Below are 19,481 nucleotides of genomic sequence, written 5' to 3'. Positions count from 1 at the left end.
CGTCCCAATGAAGCCGCCTACGTTCCACGCCGGTTCGCTGCGTTACCAGCGTCGATGTCCGGTTCTTGTCATCGCCAATCCATATTCTCACTAACACAAAAGCGCGATCAGGCTGGCACCCACGAGGAGTACGGCGCCCGCAGCGAGCAGGGCCACTTCGACCGACGCCGCCAAGGCGCTAGGCAACGGCCGCGCACCGAGCGCGCGTTTTCGGCACCAGCCGATCGCCAGTGTCAGCAGGGCGAGCACCAGCGCGATCGCGCCGGCGATCAATTGCAGCGTGCTGGGATGCGTTGTGTCCTGGCGCAGCATCAGCAGGCCACCATTCGCCAGGACAGCCAGCCCCGTGCGCACCCAAGACAGGTCGGTCCGTTCGGCTTGCAGACCGGCCCGGTCGGCGATGGACGAACCCTCCGAACCCCCGGCGTGCTGCGGCGCGCTCATTGTTTCGTGGCCACCACGGCAATCATGAGCCCGAGTACGATCAGCCCGACCAGAATCACGGCCCCAGCCAGCAGCCAGGGCATCAGGGTCGAAGGCAGCGGTGCATCCCGGCGCATGGCATTCTGGGCCGCCCGCCAGCGCAGTGCGCTGCCAGCGATCACGCCCACGCTGATGATGCCGAGCAAACCGCCGAGGGCCTCGCGCGTCCAGTCGAACGCGAAGCTGGGCACCAGATGCACCACCGCGACCGCGCCGGCCAGCAGCGCCAGCGCAGTGCGAATCCAGGCCAGAAAGGTGCGCTCGTTGGCCAGGGTGAAGCGGTAATCCGGCTCGTGTTCTTGCGTATCCCGCTTTCCGGACTCGGATTCACTCATGACATCAATTCCTCATGGCCGGGCGTTGACGCTTCATTGGAGGCGTTTCCGTGCCCGCGCGTGTTTCGGTGCGCGGCGCGCGGGCCGAGACGACGATCGCCGGCCGCGGACAGGCGCTCTTCCGCGGCAAAGGCCCGTTCGACCCAGAAACGCGCCGTCTCGCCCAAGGTTTCGACGTCGACGGCCCGCGCGTCGGCCTGACGCGCCGCTTCGCCAGCCAGCCAGGCTTCAGTGGCCGGCGTATCGGCGCGGAACAGGGTCTCGAGCAAAAACGCCCGCCCGCCGACCGGCAAGGCGATGCCAAGCTCGGCACCGGCCGTGGCCAGATCCGCGCGGGTGAGTACGACGCCGGTGGTCACGGGCACGAGCAGCGCACGCGCGACATCGGCGTGGGTGGCGTCGTCTGCGGGCGGTTGCCATCCGGGCGCCGCCCGCAGGTGCAGCGCCAGCGCCGTAGGTGCAGGCAGATTCACGGCCTCGGCGCCCAGAGCGGCCTGGAACAGCCCGGCCCAGCCATCGTAGGGCGCCGGCGCGCTGCGGATCAGTGCATCGGCGAATACGCCGGCCCAGGGGGCGATGTGTTCCCAAAATAGGGCCACTCGGGCATGCGCGGCTTGGGCATCGTCGGCGGCCAGTGCCACGAGATCGGCATAGTCGGCCAGCACGTCGGCGATGGCATCCGAGGCATCGGCGTCGACCTCGGCTCCGAGCAGGCGCCGGAAATCGGCCACACGGGCAGCGGCCTCGCCGCCGATCTGGCCGGTCTCGCCGACATAGACCGACACATAAGGCGCGCACTGGGTGACAAACGCCTCGGCGTGGGCCGCCTGCAGGGCCTCGAGCGCCTCGGGTGCGGCCAGGCCGAGTGCGTCGAACAGCCCGATATGTTCGCGGGTCGGCGTATCCATCGCACGGGCCAGCAGCCGCCAGAGATCGGCCGAGGGCGCACTCAAGGGATTCATGCCGACCCCTCGGGCAGCTTGTAGGCATCCCCGCGAGGCTTCATCGGGCGCAGCATCCAGCGCGGGCGACGGTTGCCGTCCGGCGATACCGTGACCACCGGCCGCGTACGCCCCATCCACTCGTAGAAGACATCGGTGGATTTCGACCGATCGACATGGACCTGGCCGGGCTGGTCGCCGCTTTCTGCCTTCGTCACGCGCACGCCCTGGTGCCAGCAGTGCTGGCCGGAGATCGGATCCGGATGCACGCCGAAGGTCAGGTTCTGGTGTACGCCCACGGCCGTCCACCAGACCCGGGCGGCATCCTGGCCTTCCTGCGGCGCCATGGGCGAGTGATCGGCCACGGGTGTGAGCGTCCAATCGTCGCCGGCGCGGGCGATATCGGTTTCCATGGTGCGCTGTTCACGATTGCCGCCGGGCGTGAACTGCCAGCGCCCCATGTGATGACTACAGGCGATCACGCCGGGGCGGATACCGGGCGTGATCCACGCCTGGCCGACGAAATAGCCCAAATCGGCGTGCACCCGGATGAGATCCCCGTCGGCCACGTCCAAGCGCTTGCCGTCGTCCGGGTTCATCCAGACGGGATTGTTGTGGGCCAGCTCGTCCAGCCACTTCGAGTTCGCCCCGCGGGTATGGATCTGGGTGGGCAGGCGGAACGTCGGCACCAGCGGCATCTGGTCGGACGCCAGGTTGTCGGCGTGGATATGACTCTTGATATAGGCGGGCAGCGCATATTCCGGCCAGCCCCAGGCGGCCAGTGTGGCCGAATAGAACTCCAGCCGCCCGCTCGGCGTGGGGAAACCGCGCCGTACCGCGCCGTCGATCTCTACGCCGACCGGCAAACGCCCTTTGGCGTCGGCTTCCGGCGTCGGGCCGTCGCCATAATCGACCGCCGCCGTGGTAAAGACGCGCCCGCGTCCATCGGTGTATGCCTCGCCCAGCGCGTCGCCTACGATTTCGTCTTCATAGTGCTGATCCGGGCCCAGGCCGACCTGGAAATTGCCATAGCGACGCATATAGGCCAACGGCGACAGCCCCTCGGCCTCGGCGGCCTCGGGCAGGCCCGGCACCGAGTTTTCGAAGATCCAGGCGTAGTATTCGTCCTGGGTCATCGGCCGGTCGGGGTCGGTCTTGGAGACGACGTGCTGGCGGATGCCCAGGCTACCGTCGTGGTCGATTCGCCAGGTGAGATCGAACCAGAATTCGTTTTCTTCCCAGACTTCGCCGGGATTGGTCTCGCGCGTGTCGGTGATGGTCTCGCCAAGCCGCACGCGGGCCGCTCTCGCCACCGGCTGGCGGAACGAGATCCAGCGGCCGTCGTGGGTTTCCATCGACACCAGATCATGGCGCTCGGAGGCATGACCCATCGGCAACACCAGATCGGCGAAGTGGGCGGTCTCGTTCCAGGTGGGGGTGAGGGCGGCGTGCAGGCCCACCTTGGACTCGTCCGACAGCGCCTCGACCCAGTCAAAGCCGCCCGGGTTGGTCCAGACCGGGTTATAAACGCGGGTGAAATAAGTATCGAGCTTGCCGCGGCCCTGTTTCAGGAAATGCGGCAACAGGAACGACATCTCGTTGACCGATAACGGGAAATCGCCCGGGAAGATGAGATCGTTCCACCAGTCCGGATGTTCGGTGTCCATCGGGTTTTTGGGCACGAACTTGTTCCAGGCGTTCGGCGCCATGCCGCCCTCGGTGGCCACCGCACCCATCAGCGCATTGAGCAGGAACAAGGTGCGTGGCACCTGCCAGCCGCCGAGATTGCCGGCCGCAGCCGAACGCCAGTTCTGGGTACAGAGCTTGGTGCCGGCGCCGGCCACCGTCTCGGCCACCGCCACCAACTGGCGGACATCGATACGTGCCTCGGCGGCGGCATACTCGAAGGTGTATTCGGCGTAGGTTTCCGCCAGCCGCGCCTCGAACGCTTCAAAGGTGTCGGGATCATCGGGATATCGCGCCGCCATGAACTCGCGCCAGTTCCACCAGCGGGCGACGAAATCCCGGTTGTAGGTTCGGGTTTCGATCAGATGCCGGGCGATCGACAGGAAGATCGCGGCCTCGCTGCCCGGATACGGCGAGACCCAGTGATCGGCATGCGTGGTCGAATTGGACATCCGCACATCGACCACGATGAGCCGCGCGCCGCGCTTCTTGGCCTCGATGATGCGCTGGGCATGCGGGTTGAAATAATGGCCGGATTCCAGATGCGCGCTGGTCAGAAGGATGACTTCGGCATTGGCGAAGTCGTTGGACGGCCGATCAAACCCCATCCAGTACTGATGCCCCGTGCGCCCGGCCGCCGAGCAGATATTGGTATGGGTGTTGATGCTATCCATGCCCCAGGCCTGGAAAATGGACTCGGTGAATCCATCCTCGCCCTCGCGGCCGACGTGATACATCACCTCCTGCTTGCGATCCTCGACGATCGCCGCACGGATGCGCGTAGCCAGCTGGTCGAGTGCCTCGTCCCAGGATATGCGCTTCCAGCGCCCTTCCCCGCGCTCGCCCACGCGCTGCATGGGGTAGAGGATGCGGTCCGGGTCGGTGATCTGGTTGAGCGTGGCTGGCCCCTTGGCACAGTTGCGCCCACGAGAGGCAGCATGTTCGGGGTTGCCCTCGAACTTGCGGACTTCCATCGTCTCTCGATCCACGTAGGCCAGCAGGCCACACGAGGACTGGCAGTTGAAGCAGGTGGTCGGCACGAGCATATAGTGCTTCTCGCGGCGCTTGCCTGTGCCCTTGACGGGCTCGAGCGCGATCCAGTCGTCCCAGTGTTCCTTGGGCGGGAAACCGGCCAGGTTGATCCGGCTCGGTCCCTGATAGAACGTCTCGCCGCGGGCCTCCGTATCAGCCCGAAAGGCCGCAATACGCTTGTTGAGCGTCTTGATGAGATGGCTTGGTTTCATCGTCTTTACTCCGAACAATCAGGCCAGCGGCACGGCCTGGCCGCCCTGGACGAAAGCATGCTCATAGGCCAGCGGACCGAGGAATGCGAAGGCACAGACCCAGACGCCCAGCCAAGGCGCGGCCAGGCCGATCACCGACAGCGCCACGCCGGCAGCGAAAAACCGTGAAAAGCGCCCGCGCGTCATCTCGTAGTGGGCCACTCGAGCATGTTCGCTGGGCGATGGCGAGGCGAAATCGCTGGCCACGAACGCGAGATGCAGCAGTGTGGCGCCGGCTGTCCACCAGCAGGCAAAATCCACGGCCGCCTCATTGGCGAAGATCATGGCAAACGGCACCGCGATCGCCGAGCCGGCGGCCATCGCCTGGGTGAGCAGGTGCGGGGCCAGCATCGGGTTCTGCCATAGATCGCGGGCCTTGGCTTGGCCGAACAGCCAGGCGGTATAGATCGAGCTGGCCACGGCCAACGGCGCGCCGATGAGGCCGAGCCAAGCAGTTACGGTATTGAAACCCAAGATGCTCAGCACGAAATGGACAGCCAGCAGCGTGCTGTAGGCCACGAGAATCACCCCGCCCTTCACCAGCCAGCTGTTCCATTGCGGGCGCCAGAAGATCAGCCAGAACCGGAACGGATGGGACAGATCGGCCACAAGCAGCAGACAGGTCACGGCCACGAAGAAGCCGCCGCCAATGGGTGCGACCCAGCGCCAGAGCGGGTTACTCGGCTCGATCAGCCCGGTCGCTACCAGCATCAGTGCCAGCAGATAAATTCCGCTGCCGACGTTCTTGGTCCAGGTATAAGCCGAGACGCGCCAGTCCCAGGGTCGCTTGTGCGGCTGGTCGTAGGATAGCTTGGCCGCGGCCGAGGAATTGCCACCGAGGGGGTTACCCGCGGGCACCGTGCCGTCGTTAAACGCACCCGAATTCTGCGGCGCCTGCGCCCAGGCATAGTTCGGCCCATCGGGACGAGCCGCGGCGAGTGGGTCGAGGGTGGCCTGATGCGCGCCCTTGTAGAACATCTTGGGCTGGGTGCCTTTTTCCGGCTTACGTACGGATACCGGATCCCGGTTGACCATCTGGGCGACGCGGGATTCCGGGTCGTTCAAGTCCCCGACCATGATCGACTGGGTCGGGCAGACCGACACACAGGCCGGCTCCAGCCCGGAGTCGATCCGGTGCGAGCAGAAGTTGCACTTCTCGGCCGAGTTGTCTTCCGGGTTGATGAAGATCGCGTCATACGGACAGGCCGCGATACAGGCCTTGCAGCCGATGCAGATGTCCTTGTTGAAATCCACGATGCCGTCGGGGCGAGTGTGCATGGCGCCGGTCGGACAGGCATCCGTGCAGGGCGAATCCACACACTGGTTGCAACGCGTGACCTGGAAGGCCCGGCGCGCATCGGGATGCTCGCCGACGTCGACCGACTTCACATAGGTCCGCGAGACACCCAGCGGCACCTCGTTCTCGGCCTTGCAGGCCGTGGTGCAGGCATGACAGCCGATACAGGTGGTTTGGTCGAGCACCTTGGCCCAGCGGGGCATGGGACGTTCGGTATCGGAATTTTCGTTCAGCATAGGCTTTCTCGACGATCAGATCGCGCAGGCGATGCCTGATTGTTCTTGTATTGAGAGAGCGGAAAAGAGCGGGCCGCGGGCGCCGCGCCGTGCCGGCACCCGGGAAACGCCGGCCGAAAACTGAAGTCATAGCCGCGCTCATGCGCCGCCGTGTACGGCACAGCACGTGCGTGGCGCACAGGCATCACCGCGCGGCCTCAGGCGCGTCCGGATCGTGCAGCCCGGTTTCGTTTGACAGGCACGGCGCCTGGAAGAGATAGCCGTGATAGATGCCGGGCACGGTGCGGGCGGTCACCAGCAGCCAGAAACCGGCGAGCAGGATCACGAACAGCCCGCCCAACACCTCGTAGAACGCAATGCCGGTCAGCTCGGCGAGCTTGAGCGTGGCGACCGAATACACGCCCAGCGGAAAGGTGAACCCCCACCAGCCCATGTTGAACGGCAGTCCCATGGGCAGCTGCACGAGCGTGGTGAGCATGGCCACGACCAGCCACCACAGCCCGTAGCCCCAGAGAATGACGCCGCCGATGATGCCGAAACCGTAGGCGGCATCGGCAATGGCGGGTTGCGAGAGCACTTCGGGCGCGGCGCTGCCGAGTGTGAGCAGACCGAGGGTGCCGGTGCCCAGTGGCCCGAGCGACAGCCAGCTCGAGACGGCCATGTCCTTGCCCGGCAGCTTGTGCAGGACCATGCGCAGAAACAGGACGACCAGAATACCCATCGCCGGAAGGACCGACGTCGCCCACAGCGCATAGCTGAAAAAGATCATGGCGCGCGCTTCATCCGTGGCGCCGAGATGCGGCGCCACCAGCCCGCCCGAGCCGGCCGTGACCTCCGCGGCCACAATGGGCAGCAGCCACACCGCCGTCATATTCTCGAGCGCGTGTTCCTGGCGCGTGAACATCAAAAGCGGCACGAACCAGGCACAGGCCAGCGCCATGAAGGCGTCGAGCCACCACAGATCAGCCGCGATACGCACCGCCGTATCGCCCCAGTGATTGATGCCGAATACTAGAAACCCGTTGACCAGCGTAATCAGACCCATCGGGATGGCGCCGAAGAACATGCAGGCCACGCCGTGGTTAAGAATACGAACCGCGCTATCGAAAAAGAAAATCCACCGCGCGGCGTAAAGCAGCGTGCACAGCACGAACAGGCCGATATTGAAAAACCACAGGCCCTCGGCGAGCGCCGCGAGCCCCGGTATCGCCCACGGAAACGCGGCCAGCGCCAAAGCGAGAATCCCGGTGCCCATCGTGGCGGTGAACCAGTTCGGCGTGAAATGACGGATCAGTTCACGCGGGTGGCTGAGGTGCGTCAGAGGCGCGGTCGACATGGTGAAAACAGACCGTGTGATTCGGTCGATCGTTAGATTTCTAGGCTCTACCTTGATCCGGCGCCCAATGCATTACAATCAAACCTTGCTTGTATGACACTTAGGAATGACTTAAGTGAAGTTCACCCTCCGACAGCTCCACGTCTTCGCCGTCATGATGGAAACTGGCCAGGTCAGGCGTACGGCCGAGCGGGTGCATCTCAGTGAAGCCGCGGTCAGCCAGACGCTACGCGAGCTCGCCGACGGACTGAACACTCCCCTGTTCGAGCGTCGCGGCCGCTGGCTCGAACCCACGGCCGACGCGCGTCGGCTACGCGGCTTCATCGAAAACCCGTTGGCACAGCTCGACGCGCTGCCCGATCGCTTGCAGGTGCGATCGGACGATCTGGTGGGCAAGGTACGCGTTGCCGCCTCAACCACGCTCGCCCGCTATCTGCTGCCATCGATTCTGGCTGATCTGCGCGCCGCGCATCCGCGCCTCGGGGTGCATATGCGCTCGGGCAACAGCGTGGAGGCCGAGCGCCGGGTGGCCGCCGGCGAAGCCGACGTCGGCTTCATCGAAGGCCCGCCGACACGCGACGATATCGATGCCGAACACTGGCAGACCGACCACGTCCAGATCATTGCCCCGGCGAACTGGAATCTCGACAGCGTCTCACTCGCCGAACTCACACAGCGGCCGTGGATCGGCCGTGAGCGCGGCTCGGGCACGCGTGCGGTCTTCGAGCACGGCATAGCCATGGCAGGCCACGCCCCGCCGCACCCCGAATTCGTCATGGACGAGCCCGAAGGCCTGCTGCGCGCCGTGGCCGCGGGCGCAGGCCTGGCCTATGTAACCTCGCTCGCAACACAGCCCGCCATCACACGCGGCGATATCCAGGCGGTGCCGCTGAGCACGCTGGAACTAACGCGTCCGCTATGGCGTATCCACAGCAACGAGCGCAGCCGCTCGCATTTCATCGACGCGTTCGAACAGACACTTGACGCTCAAGCACTTCAAGCCAGGCCAACGTAGACGACAAAAAACATCTCGCTTCAAGTGCTTAGTCGGCGATCCTGCTTACCACCTTCAATTCGATATTTAAGAACCAAAGCCAAACTAGACTGGAAGTGGACAAAATGGTTCGAGCAGCCCTAGCTGGCACGGTCCCGTTAAATTGAATAATGCAAGCGCAAACCGTCGCTCTCCCTAGATACAAAAGAGTAACCGATAAGTCCGCTTTTGGCCGGTAGGCGTACGCGCCGAACGAGCCTAGAGCTAACTCGTTCGGCAGCGATGCCCTTTATACTTCTGTCTGCTCCGACATCTCGAGCGCATCATCGACCTCGATGCCCAGATAGCGCACCGTACTTTCCAGCTTCGTATGTCCCAGCAAGAGCTGCACGGCGCGTAAATTGCGCGTTCGACTATATATCAGCGTCGCTTTCGTGCGACGCATCGAGTGCGTGCCGTACTCGAGAGGATCAAGGCCGATGCTCTCAACCCACGATTTAACGACTCGGGCGTATTGCCGCGTGGATAGATGTGGAGAACCCGACGCCGGCTCGGAAACAAATAATCATTGGGTCGCAGCGCGACGGCGCTTATCCATGCTTCGATTGAGGTACGCGTTTGCTCTGTCAATTCGAACTGTACAGGTCGGCCCGTTTTCTGCTGAACAATCGCGGCGCGGGACAGTACGCGGCCACCGTGCGCGACGTCTTGAACCTTCAGCCTAACCAGATCACACCCGCGTAGCTTGCTGTCGATCGCGAGGTTGAACAGTGCGAGATCCCGCGTCTGGGTCGCAAGCTGTAGCCGTACCCGAATGCCCCAGATCTCCTTGAGCTTTAGCGGTGGCTTTGGACCAACTAGGCGGCCTTTGTTCCACGGAATGATGGACCCTTTAGAAGAAGTGCCTTTCCATTGGTCGATATACTCCATGACGATTCCTTTTTGATGACCGGAACCGTCAATATCCGACCGATTACCCGTGATCAGGTAGCGACCCAAAGCGGACATACCTCTTGGATAAGTTCTTCACACAAGCGTACCGTACGAGACTTATGTGTCCGGCTCCTTCACCGTCTGGCGTCGCAAGCGTTTCGCATAAGCTTTGGCCAGTAACGCACCGACCACGATCTGAATCTGGTTGTAGACCATGATGGGCAGCACGATCATACCGAGCGCTGGATTGCTGGCAAACAGAACATTCGCCATGGGTAGACCCGACGCCAGGCTCTTCTTCGAGCCGCAAAATACTGCTGCGGTCTCGTCCGCGAGGTTGAAGCCAAGTCTCCGTGACAAGCCCATTGCGATACCGATCATGGCCGCGAGTAAAACTGCACACAGACCAATTGCGAGTGCAATCGCACCCAGCGGCAGGTCGTGCCACAGTCCGCTGGCCACCGACTTCGAAAACGCGGCGTAGACGATCATCAGGATCACTGCTTGATCGTAGCGTGACGAAAGTGCCTCATGCCGGTCCATAAAGTCGGCGACCCAAGGCCTGATGGCCTGGCCCGCGGCAAAGGGCAGGAGAAGCTGCACAACGATATCCCGCAAGGCATCACCCACGGCGAATGCATCACCGCCGGCAGTCTGCGCAAGAAGTATTAACAGAAACGGCGTCATCATCATGCCGAAGACGTTCGAGGCCGCTGCACTGCAGACCGCCGCGGGCACATTACCGCCGGCCATTGCCGTAAATGCTATCGACGAAGAAACCGCCGACGGCAAGGCGCCAAGGTAGAGAAAGCCGAGTGCCAGTTCGGGTGGTATCCAAACTGGTGCCAGCCCCGATATGGGCAGTACGACGAGCGGAAAGCAGACGAAGGTAATCGCGAATATGAACAGGTGCAGCCGCCAGTGCGCGGCGCCGGTCAGCACCGACGCGCGCGACAGCGCTGCACCGTGAATAAAGAACAGCAGCGCGACGGCGACCTGCCCGGCCACACCCATCATGTCCGCGGCGTCGCCGCGTGCGGGCACAAAAGCGGCGAGCACGATCGCGCCGAGCAACAGCATGGTGAACCCATCGATAAAGCGACGCATGGTTTAACGCTCGGATGTCAGAGCCGTCAGCGACGGCGTTAAGAGGTGTCGGGCCGCAGACTCGGCTGCTTCTGCATCGCCTGCTTCGATCGCCTGCAGTAACGCTTCGTGATCGGCCTGGGTCGGCTCTGGCAGATCGAGATCGATCTCCGTGCGTTCGATCGTGTTCCGAATCGCGCGCGAGAAGTAGGCGTAAAGATCGGAGAGCGCACTGTTACGCGCACTGGCAACTACGGCGTGATGAAATCGCTCGTCGTAATCGATGCGCTGAGACAGATCCATGCCGGCGTCGCGGCGGGCATCGAGCGTGCAGCGCATCTCCCGCAGGTCGGAATCATTGCGTCGCGCGGCCGCCAAGCGTGCGGCCTCGACCTCCAGGGTCAGCCTCACTTCGATGCGATCACGCAGCGCGGCTCGATCAATCCGGCGCAAGGTTTCGCCCGGGTCGCATTGCGCGCGCACGTAGGTGCCATCGCCTTGGCGGACCTGAAGCAGGCCGACATGCGCCAGCACGCGTACGGCCTCTCGGACCGTATTCCGACTCACACCCAACTGCTCGGACAAGGCCGACTCCGTCGGAATGCGTTCGTCGACGGGCCACCGCTTCGTTTCGATCGCTTCTCGAAGACTGTCTATCACCAACTCCACGAGCGAGCCGCGCGACAGTTGGGCCAACTTCATGATCTCTCCTATATGACCTATTAACCAATCATCCTACCTTTAATAAGAAACGCAACGCTACGGTCCGTCGATTAATACCTGCAATCAACATCAGTCTCCGGCAGAATTTGCGATCCGTTCAACCTCTGCTTACGCTCGCCGTGAACAATCAATCTTTCATGAGCCGCCACGAACGTTTGCGCGCGGTACATATGTCGGTGCTTGCGTGCGTGGCCGGCTTGCTGGCGGGGCTGGTCGCGTACGCCTTGTTCAACCTCATCGCGCTCGCGCTCAACGTCACGTTCATGCAAGCCGTTTCGTTTGAACTGCCGAGCGTCGCGGACCATAACCTTGGCGCGTGGATCGTCATCGTGCCCGCCATCGGTGGATTGCTTGTCGGGCTGATGGCCCGCTATGGCTCGCCCAAGATCAAGGGCCACGGCATCCCCGAAGCCATGGAAGCCGTGCTGACCAGCGACAGCCGTATCTCTCTGCGGGTAGCGATCTTCAAACCAATATCTACGGTCGTCGCGATCGGGAGCGGCGGGCCCTTTGGCGCCGAAGGGCCGATCATCCAGACCGGGGGCGCGCTGGGCTCTCTGCTCGGACAAGTGGTTTCTACAACGGCAGCGGAGCGCAAGGTGCTGTTGGCTTGTGGCGCGGCCGGCGGGATGGCCGCGATCTTCGGCACCCCGCTCGCGGGCGTGATCCTCGCAATCGAACTGTTGCTTTTCGAGTTTCGGCCACGCTCGTTCATACCCCTGGTCATCGCCACGGCCGTGGCCACCGCGTTGCGCCATGCCCTCATCGGCGACGGCCCGCTGTTCGCGATGGATGCCGTGGACTTCGGATTGCCCTTCAACGCACCGGCGTATGTCCTGTTCGCGATCCTGATCGGGTTTGTTGCCGTGGGTTTCAGCAAGCTGCTGTTCGTGGTCGAGGACGCGTTCGAGGCGCTGCCGATCGGCGATATCTGGCGCCCGGCCCTGGGTGGGCTGGGCCTTGGGCTGATCGGGTTGTTCGCGCCCGAGGTGCTGGGCGTGGGATACGACCTGATCACGGGCGTGCTCAACAACGAGTTCGCGGTCGCCGCACTGCTGTCGATCGCCGTATTCAAGACCGCGGCTCTGCTGGTGTCGTTGGGTTCGGGTACATCCGGCGGGCTGCTGGCCCCCATGTTCATGACCGGCGCGGCGCTGGGGGCGCTGTTCGCAATCGCGGGTAACGCACTCTTGCCGGGCGCTCCGCTCGAGCCGGCGGCGTTTGCGCTGGTTGGCATGGCGGCCCTGTTTGCGTCTGCTTCCCGCGCCACCTTCGCGCTTATCGTTTTCGCCTTCGAGATCACCCGCAACTACGACGCGATACTGCCCCTGATGCTGGTCTGCGTGATCGCGACCGGAATAAGCATTCTCTACATGCGCACCACGATCATGACCGAGAAACTGGCGCGCCGCGGCTTGCGCGTGAACCAGGAATTCGAGGTCGACCCGCTCGAGCGCGCCGATATCGCTTCGGTCATGCAGACGCACTCCGAGCCGATCGACGCGAACGCGTCCCTGGCATCGGTCGCGACCCGCCTGGGCCTGGAAGCCGACGCACAAAGCCATAGCGATGCACTGATCGTTGTCGACGCCGACAAGACCCTGATCGGCATCCTCACCCGCAGCGACGTGCTCCGCGCTCAGTCGGAATCAGCGGCCAATCCGTTGACCGCGCATACGATATGCACAACCGATGTCGTTCGTGCCTATCCCGACGAAACGGTGCGTGAAGCCGTACGCCGAATGCTCTATCACGATATCGGCCGTCTGCCGGTCGTCAGCCGCGAGGACGATCGCAAACTCGTGGGCTATATCGATCGCGGCGCGGTCATCGCCGCGCATCGGCGCGGTATGCATGAAGACGGCATTGCTTTGCCTGGTACCTAGCAGACTATCGCCGGTCGGCTTGCGAAGGAGCTGACGTGCCATGCGGCACGCCAACGTTCGGCAAGCCTGCTCATGGCAGCCCCAGCGGTCGAAACCCGACGGATCAGAACCAATCGGCGCCCGCGATACTGCCTGTCGACGACTTGTTCCGGCACCGCCTGTACTATGCTTTAATAACGGGTTAGCCCACTCATAGAGTCGCGCTGATAGGCGACAAGCTTTGGACAACCTCATGGATCAGCCACCGATCATCGTTACCGAAACCGATTACGAACGTATCGACGCGTTGCTCGACAAAACCGGCGACAGCGTGCCCGGTATACGCGAGTTGCGGGCTGAACTTGGCCGTGCTCATGTCGTAGCGTCGAACGGGATCTCGGCCGATGTGGTGACGATGAATTCCACTATCGCGTTCGAAAATGTCGACAGCGGAAAACGTTTCGAGCTCGCGCTCGTCTATCCGAAGGATATGGACGGCAGCCCTGGGAAGGTATCGATACTCGCGCCGGTGGGTAGCGCCTTGCTCGGTCTTGCGGTCGATCAGATGATCCAGTGGCAGGTGCCAGGCGGCGATACGCTCAAGCTGCGTGTGCTCGAGGTGCGTGATCAACCCGAAGCTCGCCATCGCTAGGTGCGACTCGCGCCAAGGGATTAGCCATGAAAACCGATGAGCTGACAATCGCCGCGGGCGTGCGTGATGCCTGTATCGAAGCGGCACTGGCCGGCTACAAGGACGCCTCGATCTCCGGGCTATGCGGCGAAGGCGCGCTGGAAGTGGCGATCAGCGCGATGCGACGGCTGGATTTGAACGAAACGCTGGAATCACTCGCCAAAGTCGATGAGCAGACGGAGCGGACGCCCGCGTCTCAGCGATAGATCATCCTTCGGACGCGAGTTTCATCAGAACAAGACCAGCCACGATCAGGATCAGCGCCAGAATGCGTAGTGTGCTTGCCGATTCTCCGAGCACCAACACGCCCACGAAGAACGCGCCCACCGCGCCGATCCCGGTCCATATCGTATAGGCCGTGCCAAGCGGCAGCGTGCGCATCGCAATCGCCAGCAGACCAAAACTGGCCACCATCGCAACGAGTGTTACGACCGACGGGGTGAGTCGGGAAAAGCCGGCCGATTGCTTCATTGAGAACGCCCAGACGATCTCCAACAGGCCGGCAGCGAACAATATGATCCAGGGCACGCGTCTCTCCTGCGGTGCCGGGTCGTCCCGGTCGTTTCCGGCCCATAGCTGGGAGAGGTCGTGGCCTCGACGACACAGGGTAGGCAGGCGTTCGACCAGACGCAACGCTTGGTACGCCTGCCGGGCGATCAAATTGTGCGTGCTCGGCGTCCCGCGTATGGGTATCGCCGTGCTAGCGCATAAGCGAGGCGGCCCGGCACTCACTCGGCCGCGGGGTAGATCAACATGCCATTGTCGCCGGTACGTGCGGCCGAGGTCATCTCGGCGGACTGGATACGATCCTTGTTCATCAGATGACAGACGCGCTCGCCGCGATGGAGCAAGTGATCAGCAATGATGCGTCGATGACAGCGCCACCATACGGCTTCGGCACACATGAGCGCACAGACATGGCATTGGCCCAGTTCGATCAATGATTCGATCGCTTGTTGATAGCGCGTACTCAGCGCGTAATCCGCGTAGTTATGAAAGCTGCGGTTGCGCCAAAAGCCGTTGATCTCGTCGGCGACCGTCTTCGAACGTTTGCGCAGACCGGCCAGTGCCTCGCTATGGTCATAGCCGATACCCGAGGCCGCGAGTCTCATCGCGAAGACATCGTGATTGAACTGCGGATTGGTGCGCGAACGCGGCATGGCTCGCACGTCAACAACATGATCGACCCCGCCCACGCCCAACAGATCGATCAACTCTTCCTGCGTACGCGTCGAATGGCCGACGGTATAGAAGACAGAACTCGACACGGCGCTGTTTTACTCGATCCGCGTTAACGCGGATTCCTTGTGAGCCGCGATATGATCGGTCTTGTCGCTTTCGATCTCATACTGCGGTTCGTCGACGGACGCACGCCGCATATGGCCCTTGTATTCGAAATCGCGCGTATGGACCTTGGTGATACGCCCGCTGACCTGACCGGCCTCGGAATTCCAGGCGACATGATCGCCAACCTTGAATGTCTGGCTCATCGCACGCTCCCAATTTTCGCGTCGGATGTAGAAGGAATCCCCATCAGCCGGTACGCCTCGCTTGCGAGCCGCGCGACGATCGCTGCCGCCGGCTCGATGGTATCGATCAAATCCACAGCCTCGCCGGCAAACACAACCGTGGTATCGGTATCGTTCGCGGCTTCGGCTTCGCGGTAGCGTATCTGCTGATGGGCCAGATCGGCAGACAAGGCATCTTCACGCCCATGCCACTGCTCCGAGAAGCGGTTGAGCGGCACGCGACCGGTGATATGCACCGGCCAAGGATAGCCGCGCACAATATCGAACACGCGCGTTCTTACTGTTGCATCGCCTTGGCTTTCGACAATATAGCGTTTCGCGTTGGCATGGCCCAGCGCCTCTTCGCTGGCAAAAAACCGCGTGCCAATCAGCGCACCCGAAGCCCCGAGCATGCATACGGCAGCCAGTCCACGCCCGTCGGCGATACCGCCGGCAGCGACGACCGGCGTTGGCGCCACGGCGTCCACGACGGCCGGAACCAAGGTCAATGTGGACCGTGTCCCACCGTGCCCGCCCGCTTCCGTACCCTGGGCCACGATCAGATCCGCGCCGGCAGCCGCGGCATCACGCGCCTGCGCCAACGTCTGGACCTGACAGATAATCTTCGCACCGGCCTTGCGCACCGCGGGTAGAAATGGCGTGCAATCGCCGAACGAGAACATCACCGCCTCGGGCTCGTAGGCGAGCGCCAGATCAAGCAGAGACGCATTGCGCGCCAGCGCCCAGGTTATGAAGCCGACACCGATCCTCGCTTCGCCTGCTTTCTGAAATTCACGATCCAACCAGTCCGCATCGCCGTAACCCGCGCCGATCAGGCCGAGACCGCCCGCATGACTCACGGCAGCCGCCAACGCACCGCCTGAGACGTTGCCCATGGGCGCCAGCAGGATCGGATGTTCGATACCCAACAGTTCTTTCAAGGCGCCGTACATCTAGCCGTCATCCGGTGCGCTGTCGTACGCATCCAGCGCAAGATGTGAATGCGCGACAGCGCCGCCGGCCCGCATTTCTGCGGCCACCCAGATTGCTTCCATGACCTGACCCTGGGTCGCGCCGGCTCGCTTGGCCGCCGGAGCATGCGCCTCAATACAGTGTGGACACTGCGTAACGTGCGCCACAGCGACGGCAATCAGCTGCTTGGTCTTGGCATCGAGTTCGCCCTCGGCAAATACCGCCTTGCTGAACGTTCGCCACGCCTGCTCGGCATCCGGTGTCAGTTCCTTGCGCTTTTGTCCCGGTGTTTGGCTCATGGTCTGCTCCCGCCTGGTGTGAACCGAAACCGCCGTGGCGCTTACGCGCCGCCGAGCAACATCCGTAATTCGTCTTCGTTGGTTACGAGGGCATCCAGCGAATACTCATCGAGCACCTCAAGAAACGCGGTCTGCGCGCGGCCCAGAATATTCTTCAACCGGCATGCGGGATCGATCGGACAGGTCGAGTTCGGGCCAAAGCATTCGAGCAGCCTGAGATTTTCCGTACGACGAACCACCGCACCGATATTGATCTGGGTCGCCGGTTTTGCGAGCGACAGCCCACCACCGCGGCCTCGCTGGCTGTTGATATAGCCATATAGCACAAGGGTCTGAGCCACCTTCGCCATATGGTTCGCAGAAATACAATAGCGATCGGCCGCCGCCTGAACCGTCGCCGGCATGCCCTCTTTTCGAACCGCCAGATAGATCAGCAGCCTCAGGGAATAGTCCGTATGTGTGGTCAGTTGCATGACGGCTTGACTTTCTTAATTCGGTAACTAACATACCAATTATTAATTGGCATGTCACTTACCTATTTTGGAGACAACGGTGCTTACGGATCAACAAAAATCGATCGTCAAACAGACGTTACCGGTATTGCAGGCGCACGGCGAAACGCTGACACGGCATTTCTACGAACGGATGTTTCGCGTCAATCCGGAGGTACGTGACTATTTCAACCCGGCGCACCAGCACTCGGGCAGCCAGCAGCGCGCTCTGGCCGGCGCGATCCTGGCGTATGCGCAGCATATCGATAACCCGGCCGTGCTCGGCGACGCCGTCGAACTGATCGCACAGAAGCACGCATCGCTGAGCATCCAGCCCGAGCATTATCCGATCGTCGGCGACAACCTTCTCGCTTCGATTCGCGAAGTGCTCGGCGAAGCCGCGACCGACGACATCATCGACGCATGGGCAGCGGCTTACGCCGTACTGGCGGACATATTTATCGCCCGCGAGAAACAGATCTACAGCACCCAGGACGCGGTATACGGCTGGCACGGCTTCAAGTCGTTCATCGTTGATCGGCGCGAGAAAAGCAGCGACAACATCGCGTCATTCTATCTCAAGCCGCTGGACGGCCAACCGTTAGCTGCCCATGCGCCGGGGCAGTACATAACCATTCGTGCGACTCTCGCGAATGGCCAGACGGTCATGCGCAATTACAGCCTTTCGAATCCGCCTGGCAGCGATTACTACCGCATCAGCGTCAAGCGCGAGCCCGCAGCCGCGGAGGAGGCACCGCACGGCATCTTCTCGAATTACGTGCACGATCGCATCTATGCCGGCGATCGCGTAGAGCTCAGCCCGCCCTGTGGCGAATTCACGCTCGACATCCCTGATAACGATAATAAGGCGCTGGTGTTCATCGCCGGCGGCGTGGGGGTGACGCCTGTGATCTCGATGCTGCACGCCGCCGTTGAAAACTCGAACAGCACGCGTCCGATCATTTTTATTCAAGGCGCGCTCAACGGCGCCGTCCTGGCCTTTTCGGACGAATTGAACGCGCTGAAGACCGAGCATCCGAACCTCAGCGTTCATGTACGCTACGACGTGCCTCGCGAGGCCGATCGGGCCGCCGGGCTGCACGACAGTGAGGGCCTGATCGACGCAACACTACTCGACGAGATGGTCGGTGAACAGCTAGCGGCCTATTACTTCTGCGGGCCGACGCCAATGCTTGAGCATGTTCATGCCCTGCTGCGAGAACGCGGCGTGCCTGAACAGGATCTGCATTACGAGTTCTTCGGCCCGGGTGGGCAACTTGCCGCCTGACGAGAACATGCCTGTAGTTGTCGATTGTCTCTACGACTACAGGCTTTCTTCGAATCCAAAGCGGCACTCCGAGCCGGGCCTCGAACATACCCTGCTATCACGTAGCGCACCCATCCAGAGTGTCCAGCATCATTGGAAACTACCCGAATCGATTATCACGACGGCGGCTTCTGGCCGATAGCGACCCAAAGCGGACTTAAAAAAGTTGCTTAAACCCAATCTCCTAGTGTCCCGAAAGATTGGACCCTGCCCAAACTGCCCGTCCATTTTTAAGCCAGAAGTGTGATTTGCAGCCGGTGGCCTTCCAAACAGACGGGTACAAAGTCGGCCGGCGGAGGCCGTCTACCGAGAGGGTCCAGTGCGGACTCACTGCTCTAAGTAGGAGCAACTCAATGACGTCGCCGCAACCACACGGACATTGAAAACCTACAGACCAACTCTCGCCCGCATCGACCATATGAATAAGGCGCCCGTGCGGTATGCGTCTCGGCAGCGTATCCCCCTCTGCTTGAAGGACTTTTAGATCACCGCGCCACCACGTTGCAAGCCGTTCAAAGATTTCTTTAAGCCGAACGATCATTCCGGGTCCTCCAGTGCCGGCAAGTCAAGCAAAGGCCTGCGGAGTCCTATGCCAAGTAGACTCGAGGAGTCAGAAGCAAAAATTCCGTCCGAAACATGGTTTCGCTCCTCCGAAGCTAGGTCATACTCGACCCGAGCGAACTCGACGTTACCGTCGAGCCGGAACGGGAATGCGCGCGCCAAGAATTCGAGAACCACTGCGCTGGCAGCATGCATGTTGACAGAGATAACAGATGGAGCTTCCTGCCCGGCGTTTGGCATATACCCTTCCTTAACGCGATCAGCGAACGCGTCTGGATCAGCGATTTCGAGGTACTCTGCTTCTAGTGAGAGCTACGCTCATTTCTGGTGTATGAGCGATTGAAGGAGGCGGCACCCACCTGCTGAAATTAGTAAGACCAATCACTGATTTCAGACGACAGAAGAGGTGCCACCACCATGCGAGACGATACGAC

General features: G+C 62.1%; 19 protein-coding genes and 1 pseudogene. 5 read left to right on the top strand and 15 right to left on the bottom strand.

Translation table 11 applies throughout. The annotated features are described in order from the left end of the window. Window positions 1-90: 90 nt before the first annotated feature. The 6 genes from J7355_RS15410 to J7355_RS15385 all read right to left on the bottom strand — a co-directional run bounded on the left by J7355_RS15410 (window position 91) and on the right by J7355_RS15385 (window position 7,597). Window positions 91-444 (bottom strand): DUF202 domain-containing protein, encoded by a 354-nt coding sequence (locus tag J7355_RS15410; protein WP_209064282.1) that lies wholly within the window; start codon window positions 442-444, stop codon window positions 91-93. Then, window positions 441-818, bottom strand: coding sequence for a DUF202 domain-containing protein (locus tag J7355_RS15405; RefSeq protein WP_209064280.1), 378 nt, complete (start codon window positions 816-818; stop codon window positions 441-443). The genes J7355_RS15410 and J7355_RS15405 overlap by 4 nt, the downstream gene beginning before the upstream one ends. Then, on the bottom strand, window positions 815-1,780 hold the full coding sequence (locus J7355_RS15400; protein ID WP_209064278.1) for a molecular chaperone TorD family protein: 966 nt from the start codon (window positions 1,778-1,780) through the stop codon (window positions 815-817). The genes J7355_RS15405 and J7355_RS15400 overlap by 4 nt, the downstream gene beginning before the upstream one ends. Beyond that, on the bottom strand, window positions 1,777-4,689 hold the full coding sequence (locus J7355_RS15395; protein WP_209064276.1) for a molybdopterin-dependent oxidoreductase: 2,913 nt from the start codon (window positions 4,687-4,689) through the stop codon (window positions 1,777-1,779). The genes J7355_RS15400 and J7355_RS15395 overlap by 4 nt, the downstream gene beginning before the upstream one ends. Before the next feature lie 18 nt (window positions 4,690-4,707). Next, window positions 4,708-6,261 carry a 4Fe-4S dicluster domain-containing protein gene (locus tag J7355_RS15390; RefSeq protein ID WP_209064274.1) on the bottom strand — a complete coding sequence of 518 codons (1,554 nt, stop codon included), beginning with the start codon at window positions 6,259-6,261 and terminating at the stop codon, window positions 4,708-4,710. A gap of 184 nt (window positions 6,262-6,445) precedes the next feature. Further along, window positions 6,446-7,597 carry a TDT family transporter gene (locus J7355_RS15385; RefSeq protein ID WP_209064272.1) on the bottom strand — a complete coding sequence of 384 codons (1,152 nt, stop codon included), beginning with the start codon at window positions 7,595-7,597 and terminating at the stop codon, window positions 6,446-6,448. Window positions 7,598-7,712: 115 nt separating this feature from the next. Here J7355_RS15385 and J7355_RS15380 point away from each other — a divergent pair, with 115 nt between their 5' ends. Beyond that, window positions 7,713-8,612: a LysR family transcriptional regulator gene (locus tag J7355_RS15380; RefSeq protein WP_209064270.1), complete on the top strand. Its 900-nt coding sequence runs from the start codon at window positions 7,713-7,715 to the stop codon at window positions 8,610-8,612. A 268-nt stretch (window positions 8,613-8,880) separates the two neighbouring features. Here J7355_RS15380 and J7355_RS15375 read toward each other — a convergent pair. The 3 genes and pseudogenes from J7355_RS15375 to J7355_RS15365 form a co-directional block, all read right to left on the bottom strand. Next, window positions 8,881-9,476 (bottom strand): annotated as a pseudogene (locus J7355_RS15375) (tyrosine-type recombinase/integrase). 165 nt (window positions 9,477-9,641) lie between these two features. Then, entirely contained in the window at window positions 9,642-10,631 is a 990-nt protein-coding gene (locus J7355_RS15370) for a bile acid:sodium symporter family protein (RefSeq protein ID WP_209064269.1), read from the bottom strand. A 3-nt stretch (window positions 10,632-10,634) separates the two neighbouring features. Continuing rightward, a complete protein-coding gene (locus J7355_RS15365; RefSeq protein WP_209064267.1) occupies window positions 10,635-11,312 on the bottom strand; it encodes an FCD domain-containing protein in 678 nt (225 codons plus the stop codon). 158 nt (window positions 11,313-11,470) lie between these two features. On the opposite strand from J7355_RS15365, the gene J7355_RS15360 reads away from it, so the two are divergent. The 3 genes from J7355_RS15360 (at window position 11,471) to J7355_RS15350 (ending at window position 14,095) form a co-directional block, all read left to right on the top strand. After that, entirely contained in the window at window positions 11,471-13,219 is a 1,749-nt protein-coding gene (locus J7355_RS15360; RefSeq protein WP_209064266.1) for a chloride channel protein, read from the top strand. A gap of 232 nt (window positions 13,220-13,451) precedes the next feature. Then, a complete protein-coding gene (gene rnk, locus J7355_RS15355; protein WP_209064263.1) occupies window positions 13,452-13,850 on the top strand; it encodes a nucleoside diphosphate kinase regulator in 399 nt (132 codons plus the stop codon). Window positions 13,851-13,876: 26 nt separating this feature from the next. Continuing rightward, entirely contained in the window at window positions 13,877-14,095 is a 219-nt protein-coding gene (locus J7355_RS15350) for a hypothetical protein (protein ID WP_209064260.1), read from the top strand. 1 nt (window position 14,096) lies between these two features. Here the strand turns inward: J7355_RS15350 and sugE are convergent, their stop codons facing one another. The 6 genes from sugE to J7355_RS15320 form a co-directional block, all read right to left on the bottom strand. Beyond that, the gene (gene sugE / locus J7355_RS15345; protein WP_209064257.1) at window positions 14,097-14,417 is read right to left on the bottom strand and encodes a quaternary ammonium compound efflux SMR transporter SugE; all 321 of its coding nucleotides are present in this window, start codon (window positions 14,415-14,417) and stop codon (window positions 14,097-14,099) included. Window positions 14,418-14,617: 200 nt separating this feature from the next. Then, on the bottom strand, window positions 14,618-15,157 hold the full coding sequence (locus J7355_RS15340; protein WP_209064254.1) for a DUF488 domain-containing protein: 540 nt from the start codon (window positions 15,155-15,157) through the stop codon (window positions 14,618-14,620). 9 nt (window positions 15,158-15,166) lie between these two features. After that, window positions 15,167-15,379, bottom strand: coding sequence for a DUF2945 domain-containing protein (locus J7355_RS15335; protein WP_123592104.1), 213 nt, complete (start codon window positions 15,377-15,379; stop codon window positions 15,167-15,169). Beyond that, a complete protein-coding gene (locus J7355_RS15330; RefSeq protein ID WP_247740031.1) occupies window positions 15,376-16,338 on the bottom strand; it encodes a nitronate monooxygenase in 963 nt (320 codons plus the stop codon). The genes J7355_RS15335 and J7355_RS15330 overlap by 4 nt, the downstream gene beginning before the upstream one ends. Window positions 16,339-16,350: 12 nt before the next feature. Further along, window positions 16,351-16,668: a carboxymuconolactone decarboxylase family protein gene (locus J7355_RS15325; RefSeq protein ID WP_123592102.1), complete on the bottom strand. Its 318-nt coding sequence runs from the start codon at window positions 16,666-16,668 to the stop codon at window positions 16,351-16,353. Window positions 16,669-16,709: 41 nt separating this feature from the next. Then, complete coding sequence (locus J7355_RS15320; protein WP_209064249.1) at window positions 16,710-17,141, bottom strand: Rrf2 family transcriptional regulator; 432 nt, start codon at window positions 17,139-17,141, stop codon at window positions 16,710-16,712. Between the two features lie 79 nt (window positions 17,142-17,220). Between J7355_RS15320 and hmpA the strand changes: the two genes are divergently transcribed. Further along, the gene (gene hmpA / locus J7355_RS15315) at window positions 17,221-18,447 is read left to right on the top strand and encodes an NO-inducible flavohemoprotein (RefSeq protein ID WP_209064246.1); all 1,227 of its coding nucleotides are present in this window, start codon (window positions 17,221-17,223) and stop codon (window positions 18,445-18,447) included. Window positions 18,448-19,481: the final 1,034 nt, after the last annotated feature.

It is taken from the genome of Endozoicomonas sp. G2_2, from assembly GCF_017744135.1.
Lineage (GTDB): Bacteria > Pseudomonadota > Gammaproteobacteria > Nevskiales > Salinisphaeraceae > Salinisphaera.
This window is presented reverse-complemented; position numbering and strand designations above follow the sequence as displayed.

Bases quoted from the DNA above. Each gene is read 5' to 3' on its own strand.
- J7355_RS15410 (WP_209064282.1), bottom strand. From the start codon at position 444: ATGAGCGCGCCGCAGCACGCCGGGGGTTCGGAGGGTTCGTCCATCGCC.
- J7355_RS15405 (WP_209064280.1), bottom strand. From the start codon at position 818: ATGAGTGAATCCGAGTCCGGAAAGCGGGATACGCAAGAACACGAGCCG.
- J7355_RS15400 (WP_209064278.1), bottom strand. From the start codon at position 1,780: ATGAATCCCTTGAGTGCGCCCTCGGCCGATCTCTGGCGGCTGCTGGCC.
- J7355_RS15395 (WP_209064276.1), bottom strand. From the start codon at position 4,689: ATGAAACCAAGCCATCTCATCAAGACGCTCAACAAGCGTATTGCGGCC.
- J7355_RS15390 (WP_209064274.1), bottom strand. From the start codon at position 6,261: ATGCTGAACGAAAATTCCGATACCGAACGTCCCATGCCCCGCTGGGCC.
- J7355_RS15385 (WP_209064272.1), bottom strand. From the start codon at position 7,597: ATGTCGACCGCGCCTCTGACGCACCTCAGCCACCCGCGTGAACTGATC.
- J7355_RS15370 (WP_209064269.1), bottom strand. From the start codon at position 10,631: ATGCGTCGCTTTATCGATGGGTTCACCATGCTGTTGCTCGGCGCGATC.
- J7355_RS15365 (WP_209064267.1), bottom strand. From the start codon at position 11,312: ATGAAGTTGGCCCAACTGTCGCGCGGCTCGCTCGTGGAGTTGGTGATA.
- J7355_RS15360 (WP_209064266.1), top strand. From the start codon at position 11,471: ATGAGCCGCCACGAACGTTTGCGCGCGGTACATATGTCGGTGCTTGCG.
- rnk (WP_209064263.1), top strand. From the start codon at position 13,452: ATGGATCAGCCACCGATCATCGTTACCGAAACCGATTACGAACGTATC.
- J7355_RS15350 (WP_209064260.1), top strand. From the start codon at position 13,877: ATGAAAACCGATGAGCTGACAATCGCCGCGGGCGTGCGTGATGCCTGT.
- J7355_RS15335 (WP_123592104.1), bottom strand. From the start codon at position 15,379: ATGAGCCAGACATTCAAGGTTGGCGATCATGTCGCCTGGAATTCCGAG.
- J7355_RS15325 (WP_123592102.1), bottom strand. From the start codon at position 16,668: ATGAGCCAAACACCGGGACAAAAGCGCAAGGAACTGACACCGGATGCC.
- J7355_RS15320 (WP_209064249.1), bottom strand. From the start codon at position 17,141: ATGCAACTGACCACACATACGGACTATTCCCTGAGGCTGCTGATCTAT.